This window comes from Pseudomonas sp. NFACC24-1 (assembly GCF_900115235.1).
In the GTDB taxonomy this organism is placed as follows: Bacteria; Pseudomonadota; Gammaproteobacteria; order Pseudomonadales; family Pseudomonadaceae; genus Aquipseudomonas; species Aquipseudomonas fluorescens_AA.
In genome coordinates, this window is record NZ_FOVS01000019.1 from 1 (window position 1) to 11,672 (window position 11,672).

The following is an 11,672-nucleotide window of genomic DNA, read 5'->3' on the forward strand; positions in this document are numbered from 1 at the left end:
TGAAGCATGGACGCCAGACGCAAATACAACAGATTGATCACAGGGTCATTTAGATGGGCGAGGTTGTTTTCCAACCATTGCTTTAGGAAAACCGCTTCGTTGGTGTTCACGACACCGTCCGCCGTAATCCCCGCGGCCAGTCCCACCAAGGCATCGGCGGCGCGTCGATCGATACGGGTGTGGTGGAAGAATTTGCTGTTTTCGAACTCGTTGTGTAGGTCCATTACGGAGTTCCTTAGGATGGGTATCGGTTCTGCACTGAAGCATTACCGGTTGGGGAAATGTTGTGTTCAAACCTAGCACTCCTGCGCACAGCCCCCCATTTTTTGATCGAGGAAATAAATCCGTCCCTTTTCCGAACTCAGAGCTATAGATCATCCATTGAAATTTTAATCCGTTGTGGAGCGGCAAGCCGCTCTCGCGCCTTAAGGATCAAGGCTACATCATCCTCATTCATCAGGACTGACTTCGAGGACAATTGGCCCTTGTACGCCACCACCTGCACGTTTTTTCCCGCTGTCATTTGATGTTCAGAGTCGAACACGTCCTGCTGAAGTTGATCGCATTCATCATCCATTGAAACCTCCTCCAAATATTTGTTTTCGCGCGCGCCGATAGCTAGCGATATCGACAACGACGTAAATTATTGCCTATCCATAAAATCACCTAAACCTCACCCGCCAGCATCGCGCCACGATTGCAGCCTCCCCATCTACCCGCTACCCTCCAACCGTCGCTGCCAATTCAGCGACCGGGCCTGAGAACCCGAGTAAGATGCAGGCGCTACAGCGCCCGAACCACGTTTTGCGGCGTTTTTTTATGTCCGCATTCCGTGCAATGGCGGCTGTGCGTGGGAGACCTTCGGGTCTGCCGGGTTCCTGTATCTCCGGTTTCTCAGCCTGCGCACAGCTGCCACCCATTCGCCTGAGAACGAACGTGGCAGCTCTCATCTGATATGGGAGTTTATCGATGCATGCCATGGATCTGCTGCAGTCTCGCTTTATCGCTTTGCTAGTCATCGTCCGCCGCCAATTGGCAAATGGAGGTGCGCAATGACCCATCCCAAAGACCTCAAAACCCCAGGCCTAACCCCCTTCTGCTACCACTCCGACCGCCCTTTATTCCGCGTCAACAGCGGCATACCCATCGGCGAAGCCCTGTCCCACGCTTCCGATCTGCTCCACGTTGCCAAGGTCCTGGCCGAGGACGCGGCGATGATTCGCGGTACGGATCGGTATGCCTGGGCGTCGTGTTATTTGCAGGATATGAGCAAGGCCGTCATCGACGACGTGGTGAAGGTGCTGGAGGCGCCGGGGAGTAATCCTGCTTAAGGGCCGCAGGCCCAATGCTGCCCGCTGGGTCGAGCAGCATTGGGTTTCTTCTGTATGACGGGAACGATTGAAGAAGGGCTGCTTCGCAGCCCAGCGGGAGCAAGCTCCCTCGCCACGGATCAGGGACAGAACACAATGACTGACTGCAATGAGTTTGTGGGATTTCTGAATGGGCTGTGTTCCCTCCACCCTGCCCCTGTCCAAACAGTTTGCAACATATTCATCTAATCAAATCCCCCGCCGATAGCCTCAGATAAGCGCCTGGAATACCGCAAGGCTCCGTTCGCGCTCGACTACACTTTTCCAGAATTCTCCCGCTCCAGGAGCAGTAAGCGATGAAGATCCGCACCAAGGTCATAGGCTCGGGGTTGGTCAGTCTTTCTTTTGCGTTGCTGCTCGGCGGTATCGGGTTGTGGGGCTATCACTCCATGACCGAGGCTCTGGTGCAGAACGAGACCAGCATTTCCGCCATGCGCAAGCACATGGAGGCGGACATGATGCACGACGCCATTCGTGCCGATGTGCTCGCCGCTCTGCTGGTCAAGCCGGGGGATGCCCAGGGGACTAAGGAGGTGCTGGAGGCGTTCGATGAGCATACGCAGCGGATGCGCAAGGTCATCGCCGAAAATGCCGAGGCGAAGTTGCCGGAGGATGTGGCCAAGGCAATTGGCGAGCTCAAGCCACAGGTGGAGACCTACATTGATAAAGCCAAGCAAATAATCAGCAAGGCACTGAGCGGCGCCCAGGATGGCCAGGCGTTGCGGGCGGAGTTCGACGGGGCGTTTTCGGCGTTGGAGGAGCGCAACGAGGCAGTGAGTGAGCTGATCGAAAACCAGGCGCAGTCATCGCGCGAGCATCAGGACGGCAGCATTCAGAGCTCGGAGCGTTGGCTGATCGTGACGTTGCTGGCTACCTGCGTGGCGCTGGCGCTGTTGTCGTGGAGCCTGCTCAAGGCGGTGCTTACACCGCTGAACAAGATCATCCTCAATACCCAGGCGATTTCCCAAGGGGATCTGCAGCGCTCCATGGGCACGCAAAGCAAGGATGAGCTGGGCCAGCTGCAAGGCGTGATCGAGCAGATGCAGACCAATCTGCGGCAGATGATCGCCACGATCCGCGGCCAGAGCGATGAGTTGCACGGCACGTCCCGGAACCTGGGCGATACGGCGCGGCAGATTGTCTCCAGTGCCGACCAGCAGGCCCAGAGCGCGACCAGCATGGCGGCGAGCATGGAGCAGATGATGGCGAACATCAGCCAGATCCATCAGCACGCCGATAGCGCCCGGACGATTTCGGCGCAGTCCGAACAATTGGCGAGCAGCGGCGGCCAGGTGATTCTCGGGGTGGTGGAAGGCATGAACCGGATCGCCGAGGTGGTCAACCAGTCCTCCAGCAAGATCACCGCGCTGGATGCCTCGTCCGAGGACATCCATTCCATCATTCAGGTGATCAAGAGCATCGCCGAACAGACCAATTTGCTGGCCCTCAACGCCGCCATCGAAGCCGCTCGGGCCGGTGAAGCGGGCCGTGGTTTTGCGGTGGTGGCCGACGAAGTGCGCAACCTGGCGGCGCGCACCACCCAGTCCACCCAGGAAATCACCGCGATGATCGAACGCATCCAGTCCAGTGCACGGGATGCGGTGGCGAACATGCAGGCGTGTGTCAGCCGCGTGGACGAAGGCGTCAACCTGGCCCAGCAGGCCGGGGTGTCCATCAGCGAGATCCGCACCGGTGCCCGGCATGCGGCCGAAGTGGTGGAGGAAATTTCCCAGACCATTGCCGAGCAATCCAAAGCCAGTGATGAAATGGCTCAGCGGGTGGAGTCGATTGCCGAGCAGTCCCGCGAGAACACCCGTTCGATTCACAACCTGACGCAAACGGCGGATCAATTGAACGATGCGGCGGGATCGATGCAGGCTTCGGTGCAGCAGTTCAAGATTTGATCGGATGCCCGTGGCGAGGGAGCTTGCTCCCGCTGGGCTGCCTAGCAGCCCTTTTCAAACCTCGCTCACCTCGAACACAAACGAAATCTCCCGCTTCTGGGCACTCCAGACGTAGCGAATATGCTTGCCTTGCACCGGAATCGAAACCGCCGGCGGGCGAAACGCGGCCACGCATTCGTGGCCGGGCAGGCGGACGCTGTTGTACAGCAGCCCCCAGGACAAGGTTTCACGCAGTTGCCGGGCGAACACCTGGGATGGGCCGTAGGCCGTAGGGTCCGGGTTGTGGAGGTGGGGGTAGTCGTGGCGAATGTCGTGCAGGGGTTTGACGACCTTGTTGACGTAGGTGCGCATGGTCAACTCCAGGTCCGGCTCATTGGTCGCCCCGAGGAATCGCGCCTGGTGGTAGCAGGTCTCGGCGATGGCGGCTTCCTGGCTGCTGGCGGCGTAGTAGACACCGAAGGTGCCGTCGCTGAAGCGGCTGCTTTTGCCAATGTGGGTAAACGCCGCCATCACCGGCGAGGAGCCGGGCCCGGAAACGCGATCCTCGGGGCGGACCCGGGACAGTACGCCGGCCTGTTCCATCAGCCGATCGTTGGTCAGCGCTTCCAGGGCGTAGGCCGTGGGCAGGTCTTCCGGGTCGAGTACGTCTTCAAACAGCGAAATCGGAGGGAAGCTGCTGTTGACGATCCGATAGGCCCGTTTCCATTGCGGGTCCGCCAGGGGTGGCATCATTAACCGCGCACTCCGTCCAGGTATCGCCGCACATCGGCGATGTCCACCACCCGCCCGGTCAACATGTAGGACAGCGCCGACTGGCCATTGAACGGTGCCGCGGTATTCGGGCTGCTGACCCACTGATAGGCACGGTCCCGGCTATTGCTGAAGATAATGCTCAGCGCCTTGTGGATACCCATGAGGTAGGAAATGCGCTCCAGCGTATCGCGAGGCAGCCTCACGTTCTCCGGCAACTGTTTGTATTTGTAGAAGGTTGTGTTTCCCACCTTGCCCAACAAGGTGCGCTGCTGCTCGACGCTGCAGCCCCAGAGCGCCATGAGGTTGAAGAAAAACTTCAACGCGACTCGACCCGCATCCGGGGAGTCCAATTGCTGCTGCGCGTTGAGGGTGATGGAGGAAGTCGCCATGGCTTTAGGCTCCTTTTTAGCGGGGTGGTGTTTAGAGGATAGTACACATATGGATTATTTTTAAGTTTTTATTCGCAAACGGACTCTAGCGACACTCTATTTGAACCCATTCGGCATGGCTTTCCAGGCCAACAAACGCAACCAGGTTCCCACTAATGGGTCTTGGCCAGCATCCACTGGGCAAAAGCCCCAAATCCCGCATAAGCTCCAACCATCGCCTCCCGGCGCTTTTCGGCACAAAATCGCGACAAGCGTGGCAAGGTGCATGATGATAGCCGGCATGGCCACCTGGCCGGCCCAGGTGCACAACAATAGCGAGCCCACTTAAGCAGAGGGCATTACCTCATGGATAGCAGAACCCTACGCAACCTCATGCGTATCGTGCAGACCGGCTCGTTGTCGGCAGCGGCCGAGCATTCGTGCCTCACGGTGCAGGCGTTGGCGGCGCAGTTGAACAAGGTCGAGGAACAGTTCGGTTTCCGCTTGTTCCGACGCTCGAACAAGGGCCTGACGTTGACGAGCCAGGGCTCGGAACTGACCCCCTTCATGGATCAGGTGCTGATTGCCACCCGGCAATTGGAAGAAAAAGTCGCGGCACTCAAGACTCCGCGACAGCGCACGCTCCGGGTGGCGCTCAATACCACCCTGCCGGCGGAGTTTAACCGGCGGATGATCGATCGATTGATCGCCGTGTTTCCTCAGTATCAATTGGAATTCAGCTACGCCGAGTCGATGGAGAACCTGAGCAAGCTCAGGAACGAAGATTTTGACCTGGCGATCCTGATTGGGCAGCAACAGAGCGGTTTTACCAGCATTGCCATGCCGGACGTGCAGGTGCGGGTGGTTGGCGCCCATTGTGGCGACGAAGACGACTCCCTTGGCCTGCTCGGTGACAAGTTTCAGGTGCGTCCGGCAGAAGAGTGTCCGTATTCCCGCAGCTTCCTGCGCTTTCTCGACGCAGGCCTGGGTGAATACGGGTCGAGCCAGCGCATGGTGTATTCCTGCAGTGAGACGCTGACATTGTCGTTGATCACGCAACTCGATGGCTTGGGGCTGGTATCCCGGGAGGCGGCGCTGCGCAACGGCCTGGCGATTTTCCCGGACTTCGAGGATTTCCTTGAGGTTCGCCTGGCGGTGAACAATCCGGAGTTGTCTGGCCAGGCGCTGCACGATGTGGTGGACCTGACGCTACAGGAACGAACCGAGCGCGATGTACGCCGCCGTGCCCAGCGCCACACTGAGAAACAGGTTACGGCTGAAATACGCACATAACAGCGTCGGAATCGCGGCATAAAACTCAGGGCGGTCGAGTTGTATCTGCTGGTCCTTGATCAATAACGGGGTCAGGCTGATGGCAGCGACGATCGCCACTGGCAGGTATTCCAGGGCACGGGCGACGAAGGGCGGCCAATGCTCGGTATTGACCTGCAACGGCAGGGCACGTGGCAGGAAGGTCACGGCCATCATCAGGACCACGACCAGGATCAGGAACGTTTGGTCAGGCATACGCCCACCCCGCAGCCAACGAACGTGGCAATGAAGACATTGAACGGCGAGCTGCCCAGCAGGCTCAGCCCGCCCATGCAGACGACGGCCGCCAGGGCCGCGATCAGTTTGTTGCGGGTGTCGCACAACGAAACCAGCACATAGAGCATCATCGCGGTCAGCGCATAGTCCAGCTGGTATTTGATGAGGTGCGCCGCGTATTGCGCGCACACCGCGCCCAGCAAGCCACCGAGCACCCAGGACGTATGGCAGAACAGGTTGAAACCGACCAGGTAGCGCACGCTCACCGGCGCCCCGCTGCCGAGCTTGACGCTGTGGAAAGCGAATGACTCGTCCGTCAACCCTGCCGCGTAGCACCAGCGTTCGAAACGACTGAGCCCCAGCGCACGCAGGGCCTTGGCCATGTAGACCGACATCAGCATGTGCCGGGCATTGATCAGGAACGTGGTGAGCACGATGGTGGTCAGTGACGCACCGCTGGAAATCAACGCCAGCGCCGCGAATTGCGAAGCACCCGCGTAGACGAACAGGCACATCGCCACCGGCAACCACAGGGGCAGCCCGGCGTTGACCGCCATCAGACCGAACACAAACGAAACCGTGAAATAACCCGCTACCACCGGACTGGCTTCAGCAAAGGTACGCGAGGCTTGTGGTTCGACCGCCAGCGGCTGGCTGGAAGTCTTGTTCATAAATCCCTCTCGAAGGTGATTTCACCCCGGGGTTCACAGAACCCCTGGGCGGCCCAGAAACGCTTGCCGGCCAGATTAGCATCGTCGACGAAAAGGAACATGCGCAGCACGCCTACCCGCTTCATGTCAGCCGATGCGGCCTCCACCAGGCGCTGGCCCAGGCCTTTGGTGCGATGCTGCGGGCTGACCGCCAAGTGATTGATCGTGCCACGGGTACCGAGCATGCCGCCGATCACCGCGCCCACCACGTCACCGCTCGCATCGATGGCCAGGTACGCGGTGGTGGTGTCCTGCAACAACACACCGCGCAAGAATCGGGCGTCCTGCCATTCACAGAACGACACTTCGTCGAAACCGCGAAAGAACCGCTCCAGTCGCTCGGCGTCCCGGACCATGGCCCGGCGCAACAGGACTTGCTGCACCGGGTCGTCCATGGGTTCGAGCCGTTCAGCGAACAATGTCGAAAGCGGTCCCGGGCCGCGAGAAGGAAATGGCCAGGATCTGCCGGTACGCCATGTCATGGCTATGGATATTGCGCGCCGGGGTCACGTAGTGGCGCATGTCGCGGTCCAGGAAGAACGTGGTGTCGAGGATGTCCTCGTAGGTCGTCGCCGCCAGTTGTTCTTCCTGGGCGCTGTACAAACGGCTCTCCGCACCCGCCACATTCTGGCGCCCCCAGAAGTGCACGCCGCTGAACGGATAGCCGTCGCAGTGAATCCCTTCGGGGGTGATTTCCAGTTGTTTGCCCGGCTTGATCTCGATGCGGATCTGATGGATCTGGCACTGCCAGATTTCATCGTGCAAGTCCTGGGGCAGGACGTTCTTGTACACCTCGAAGTCTGTATCGATCAGGCTGCGCATCACCGGCGAATTGATCACTTCGTTGGAGAAGTCCTGGAAATGACGCTCCAGTCCACCGACATAGCTGTTGTTGGCCTTGGACTGAACGTAGGCCCGGTGTTCGAGCTGCTTGAGCTCTCGGGTCGTAGGGTTGTATTCGAAGTCGCTGTAGCGGCGAAAACGCATGCCTGACTCGGCCTGGCCGTAGTAACTGTCAGGCTCCATGTTTTCCCAGCTTTTGGTCAGCCGGACGAAATCGCCGAAATGACCGTAGAGGTTGAAGTCCCCACCGCGAACGTTGACGTATTTGTCACGTCTCAGCGCTTCGCCCACTTCCCTGTTCAGAACGATCATTTTTCATAGGTCTCCACTGCATTGAGCGGCCTAATCTAGTAGGTGCAGGATTTACGTCCATGAGAAAGTATTTGAGGCATTTCAAGCGACGCTTGAAACGGGGGGCAACATTGCATTAGTACGACTTTTTCTCGGGAAAACAGGCTGTTTCAGTAGTTTTTCTTGCGCAAAAAGCCAAAAGAACCCGAGTTTGGCATCGCAACGCTATTCACTTCAGGCAGGTATGAATCAGTTGTGACGAGGGAGCTTGCTCCCGCTGGGCTGCGCCCTGTAGACGCTGTGTAGGAGCTGTCGAGTGCAACGAGGCTGCGATCCTTCCCCAGACACTTGAGTCCCAAGCGAAAGATCAAAAGATCGCAGCCTTCGGCAGCTCCTACGGCCAGCGGGAGCAACACTGCCCCTCGCCACGGTTTTACAAGCTCGTAACCCGTCCAGGCATCAGAAGACGCTGATCGGGTAATCCACGAACACCCGCAGTTCATTGCCGCTGACGTTGTATTCGCTGGACTTCTGCGACACCCGCAACACGGAGCTGCGCAACCTGACGCTCAAGTCCTTGGCCGGGCCGCCCTGGACCACGTACTTGAACTGGTTGAAGATCTCGCGCTCGGTACCGCCTTCGCTAGTGGACGTGGTGATGTTATCGCCCCGCACATAAGCGACGTTGTAGGTCAGGCCCGGAACGCCGAAGGTGGTGAAGTCCAGGCCGTAGCCCAGCTGCCAGCTGCGCTCATCCTCGGCGTTGAAGTCGGACCAGTAGGAGTTGGCCAGGTAGATCGTGTTGCCGCCGTCACCCACACGATTTTGCCCGCGCTGATAGCCGCCGTAGGCGTAGCCCAGGTTGCTGTCGCCGGTGCTGCGCTGGTGAGCGAGCGTGAAGCTGTGCGGGCCGGTGGCGAAGGTGGCGGCCAGGCTCCAGATCTTGTTGTCGTCGCCGGTGACGTTGTTTTCGCGAACGTAGCTGTTGTCCAGCTTGGTGCGATAACCGTTGAAGTCCAGGGTCAGGGACTGATCCTTGGCCAGCGGGAACACGTAGTTGGCGTTCACGTATTGCTTCTTCAATACGTCCTCGACATCCGAGGCGTAGAGCGAAGCCTTGAACTGCTCGGTGAACTGGTAGCTGCCGCCCAATACGTTGATCGACTTCAGGCCACCGCTGTCACGGCCTTCGGCGCTCTTGCGCGATTCGGCGGTGAAACGGCCGGCATTCAGTTCCAGGCCCTTGATCTCCTTGGAGGTGATCAGCGTGCCGGTGTAGCTTTCCGGCAGCAGGCGCGAGTTGTCATAGCTCAGCACCGGCAGGGCCGGCATCTGGTCACCGTAGGCCAGTACGGTATTGGAAACGCGGAACTTGACCGCGGCACCGAACTTGGACAAGTCATCGGCCGCGTTGCCGCTGTCGCCTTGCTTGAAGAAGTCGATGCCTTGCGCACCGCTACGACCTTTGCCGCCGTCCAGACGCAACGCGTACAGGCCGAAGGCATCTACACCCACGCCCACCGTGCCTTGGGTGAAACCGGACGAGAACGTACCGATGGCCGCCTGGCCCCATTCGGCCTTGTCCTCGTTGCCGTCTTTATAGTCGCGGTTGATATAAGCGTTGCGCAACAGCACTTTCAAGCTGCTGTCTTCAACGAACCCCTTTGACTCCGCCTGGTCGTTGGCCATGGCGTGTGTCGTGCTCAAGATCCCCAGTGCGATTAAACTAATGCGCTTGTTCAACATGATTATTTTCCTTGTACGGGTTGATACGCACCGCGGCGAGCAGCCGAAATGGCGCTTTCTGCGCTCTTTTTCGGACTCTTGCTCCTGAAAATAATGAAAAGGCCCGCCCACTTCTGATCGTGTCGGGCCTTTTTATTATTTAAGAGTCATGGCTGTCAGCCACAGGCGTAGGGCGAATCCTAGTCGCGCCCTCAACAGTGTGTCAATTTCGTGAATCGTCTGTAATCAGGCGAAAAACATCTAAGATTCGATCAAAACGAACAGCCGTCCAAACCGCAAGTCGCCGAGGGCGCGCAGGCCTGCTCCCACAGGGATTTTTGTGTGAATTCGAAAACCCGCGGGCACAAAAAAAGCGCTGCCATCCCGGCCAGCGCTTTTTATCAATCCGTCGAATTCTATCCTTGCATCACATCCCACAACGCTTCCAGCTCAGCCTCGCTGAACAGGCCCGCGGGGTAACGCTCAACGATCACCCGGCGCGGATCAGGTTCTCTGATCTGACGCGTTCCGTTGGACTTCAACCACTGCGCCAAGGCTTGAAGCGACTCACCATTAACGGCCAAGGGATGGCATGTGCGCTCGCTTGTCATATTCATTCCAGCGCCCTCTCCTGGTTGATGAGCGGCTAATTTATCCAAGGTTTATGACAAAACAACTCAGCTCCATTCCCCGGAACTGCTGCAGATCCGATACAAGAGCTATGCCAATGTATCCACGCCCACCCATGTACAGATACAAAAAAACCCGCGACCCAATCGGGCCGCGGGCTTGCCGGGATGGATCCAAAATCGCCGCCCCAGGGCCGGCGCAGGCGCTATCAGCCGGCTGTTACATCGCCACTCATTTTACGTACGGCGCGGGTTGCTGTTGGGTAAGGCAATGAATATTCCCGCCACCCAGTAACAGTTCGCGCCCGGGCACCATGACCACTTCGTGCTGCGGGAACAGGTTCTGGAGGATGTCCCTGGCCGGTGCATCCAGCGGATCGTCAAAGCTGGGTGCGATGATGCCGCCGTTGACGATCAGGAAGTTCACATAGGAACCGGCCAGTCGCACGGTTGGGTTGCGCTCCTGGGAGCCTTCCACCGCATCCACGCCCGCGCATTCCTCTTCAGTGGCATACATCGGCCCCGGAATCGGCATTTTGTGCACTGTGAACGGGCGCCCCTTGGCGTCAGTGCTGTTTTGCAGCACATCCATCGCCGCATGGCAGCGGGTGTAGTTCGGGTTTTGCGGGTCGTCGGTCCAGGCAAGCAGGACTTCCCCCGGACGCACGTAGCAGCAGAAGTTATCCACATGACCGTCGGTTTCGTCATTGAACAGACCGTCCGGCAGCCAGATGATCTTGTCCACCGCCAATTGCGCGCTGAGCACCGCCTCGATCTGCTCACGACTCATGTGTGGGTTGCGATTGCGGTTGAGCAGGCACTCCTCGGTGGTGATCACAGTCCCTTCGCCATCCACATGGATCGACCCGCCCTCGAGCACAAAACCTTCGGTGCGATAACGCGGGCTGCGTTCGATCTCGAGGATCTTGCTGGCCACTTGCGAATCACGGTTCCAGGGCGCGTACAGGCCGCCGTCAAAACCGCCCCAGGCGTTGAAATCCCAATCGACACCGCGCACTTCCCCGCTGTCATTGATTACGAACGTAGGGCCGGTATCGCGGACCCAGGCGTCGTCGCTGGACATTTCCACCAGGCGGATATTCGGCACGTCGAGGCGCGCCCGGGCATTTTCGTACTGGGCCGCGGACACCGCCACGGTCACCGGTTCAAAACGGGCGATGGCCTTGGCGACCGCCACGTGGGCGGCCTGTGCGGGCTTGCCACCCAGGCGCCAGTTGTCCGGGCGCTCGGGCCAGATCATCCAGACCTGGCTCTGGGTCGCCCATTCGGCCGGCATGTGGAAACCATCCGCGCGCGGAGTGCTGTGCAACGTTGTCATGGGTCATCTCCTGGGCGATGGGCAGTGGCAACTTTATAAACGATAAATATCGACCAATAAAGTCACAAAAATTAAAACCCAACAAAAAATAGCGGGAAACACCGACAAAAATCGATTTAAAAAGTAACGCCAGCCCCTGTGGGAGCGAGCTTGCTCGCGATAGCGGTCGTTCAGCCACATTAATGCTGGCTT

The 11,672-nt window shown here is 58.8% G+C and carries 13 protein-coding genes and 1 pseudogene; 3 read left to right on the plus strand and 11 right to left on the minus strand.

Translation table 11 applies throughout. The features are described from left to right. Positions 1-224: pseudogene (locus tag BM317_RS18015) on the minus strand (NAD-dependent DNA ligase); the annotation flags it as partial. Between the two features lie 143 nt (positions 225-367). Further along, positions 368-577, minus strand: coding sequence for a hypothetical protein (locus BM317_RS18020; protein WP_092253248.1), 210 nt, complete (start codon positions 575-577; stop codon positions 368-370). Positions 578-1,052: 475 nt separating this feature from the next. Between BM317_RS18020 and BM317_RS18025 the strand changes: the two genes are divergently transcribed. Continuing rightward, complete coding sequence (locus tag BM317_RS18025; RefSeq protein ID WP_060739638.1) at positions 1,053-1,331, plus strand: DUF3077 domain-containing protein; 279 nt, start codon at positions 1,053-1,055, stop codon at positions 1,329-1,331. Between the two features lie 335 nt (positions 1,332-1,666). Further along, positions 1,667-3,274, plus strand: a complete 1,608-nt coding sequence (locus BM317_RS18030) for a methyl-accepting chemotaxis protein (protein ID WP_092169137.1) — start codon at positions 1,667-1,669, stop codon at positions 3,272-3,274. A gap of 54 nt (positions 3,275-3,328) precedes the next feature. Here the strand turns inward: BM317_RS18030 and BM317_RS18035 are convergent, their stop codons facing one another. Then, positions 3,329-4,006 (minus strand): RES family NAD+ phosphorylase, encoded by a 678-nt coding sequence (locus BM317_RS18035; protein ID WP_060739640.1) that lies wholly within the window; start codon positions 4,004-4,006, stop codon positions 3,329-3,331. Then, a complete protein-coding gene (locus BM317_RS18040; RefSeq protein ID WP_060739641.1) occupies positions 4,006-4,416 on the minus strand; it encodes an MbcA/ParS/Xre antitoxin family protein in 411 nt (136 codons plus the stop codon). Before BM317_RS18040 ends, BM317_RS18035 begins: the two co-directional genes overlap by 1 nt. Before the next feature lie 345 nt (positions 4,417-4,761). On the opposite strand from BM317_RS18040, the gene BM317_RS18045 reads away from it, so the two are divergent. Then, entirely contained in the window at positions 4,762-5,688 is a 927-nt protein-coding gene (locus BM317_RS18045) for a LysR family transcriptional regulator (RefSeq protein ID WP_092169140.1), read from the plus strand. On the opposite strand, the gene BM317_RS18050 is transcribed toward BM317_RS18045, so the two are convergent. The 7 genes from BM317_RS18050 to aguA form a co-directional block, all read right to left on the minus strand. Then, positions 5,605-5,922: an AzlD domain-containing protein gene (locus tag BM317_RS18050; protein WP_072409143.1), complete on the minus strand. Its 318-nt coding sequence runs from the start codon at positions 5,920-5,922 to the stop codon at positions 5,605-5,607. The two genes, BM317_RS18045 and BM317_RS18050, sit on opposite strands and share 84 nt — an antisense overlap. After that, positions 5,901-6,614: an AzlC family ABC transporter permease gene (locus tag BM317_RS18055; RefSeq protein WP_053117411.1), complete on the minus strand. Its 714-nt coding sequence runs from the start codon at positions 6,612-6,614 to the stop codon at positions 5,901-5,903. Before BM317_RS18055 ends, BM317_RS18050 begins: the two co-directional genes overlap by 22 nt. Beyond that, positions 6,611-7,048, minus strand: a complete 438-nt coding sequence (locus BM317_RS18060; RefSeq protein WP_170842317.1) for a GNAT family N-acetyltransferase — start codon at positions 7,046-7,048, stop codon at positions 6,611-6,613. Before BM317_RS18060 ends, BM317_RS18055 begins: the two co-directional genes overlap by 4 nt. Positions 7,049-7,061: 13 nt before the next feature. After that, positions 7,062-7,808: a 2OG-Fe dioxygenase family protein gene (locus BM317_RS18065; protein WP_092169142.1), complete on the minus strand. Its 747-nt coding sequence runs from the start codon at positions 7,806-7,808 to the stop codon at positions 7,062-7,064. Between the two features lie 438 nt (positions 7,809-8,246). Further along, positions 8,247-9,533 carry an OprD family porin gene (locus tag BM317_RS18070; protein ID WP_092169145.1) on the minus strand — a complete coding sequence of 429 codons (1,287 nt, stop codon included), beginning with the start codon at positions 9,531-9,533 and terminating at the stop codon, positions 8,247-8,249. A gap of 395 nt (positions 9,534-9,928) precedes the next feature. Further along, on the minus strand, positions 9,929-10,129 hold the full coding sequence (locus BM317_RS18075; RefSeq protein WP_092169148.1) for a hypothetical protein: 201 nt from the start codon (positions 10,127-10,129) through the stop codon (positions 9,929-9,931). A 244-nt stretch (positions 10,130-10,373) separates the two neighbouring features. After that, positions 10,374-11,480 carry an agmatine deiminase gene (gene aguA, locus BM317_RS18080; RefSeq protein ID WP_092169151.1) on the minus strand — a complete coding sequence of 369 codons (1,107 nt, stop codon included), beginning with the start codon at positions 11,478-11,480 and terminating at the stop codon, positions 10,374-10,376. Between the last annotated feature and the right edge of the window lie 192 nt (positions 11,481-11,672).

Bases quoted from the DNA above. Each gene is read 5' to 3' on its own strand.
- BM317_RS18020 (WP_092253248.1), bottom strand. From the start codon at position 577: ATGGATGATGAATGCGATCAACTTCAGCAGGACGTGTTCGACTCTGAA.
- BM317_RS18025 (WP_060739638.1), top strand. From the start codon at position 1,053: ATGACCCATCCCAAAGACCTCAAAACCCCAGGCCTAACCCCCTTCTGC.
- BM317_RS18030 (WP_092169137.1), top strand. From the start codon at position 1,667: ATGAAGATCCGCACCAAGGTCATAGGCTCGGGGTTGGTCAGTCTTTCT.
- BM317_RS18035 (WP_060739640.1), bottom strand. From the start codon at position 4,006: ATGATGCCACCCCTGGCGGACCCGCAATGGAAACGGGCCTATCGGATC.
- BM317_RS18040 (WP_060739641.1), bottom strand. From the start codon at position 4,416: ATGGCGACTTCCTCCATCACCCTCAACGCGCAGCAGCAATTGGACTCC.
- BM317_RS18045 (WP_092169140.1), top strand. From the start codon at position 4,762: ATGGATAGCAGAACCCTACGCAACCTCATGCGTATCGTGCAGACCGGC.
- BM317_RS18050 (WP_072409143.1), bottom strand. From the start codon at position 5,922: ATGCCTGACCAAACGTTCCTGATCCTGGTCGTGGTCCTGATGATGGCC.
- BM317_RS18055 (WP_053117411.1), bottom strand. From the start codon at position 6,614: ATGAACAAGACTTCCAGCCAGCCGCTGGCGGTCGAACCACAAGCCTCG.
- BM317_RS18060 (WP_170842317.1), bottom strand. From the start codon at position 7,048: ATGGACGACCCGGTGCAGCAAGTCCTGTTGCGCCGGGCCATGGTCCGG.
- BM317_RS18065 (WP_092169142.1), bottom strand. From the start codon at position 7,808: ATGATCGTTCTGAACAGGGAAGTGGGCGAAGCGCTGAGACGTGACAAA.
- BM317_RS18070 (WP_092169145.1), bottom strand. From the start codon at position 9,533: ATGTTGAACAAGCGCATTAGTTTAATCGCACTGGGGATCTTGAGCACG.
- BM317_RS18075 (WP_092169148.1), bottom strand. From the start codon at position 10,129: ATGAATATGACAAGCGAGCGCACATGCCATCCCTTGGCCGTTAATGGT.
- aguA (WP_092169151.1), bottom strand. From the start codon at position 11,480: ATGACAACGTTGCACAGCACTCCGCGCGCGGATGGTTTCCACATGCCG.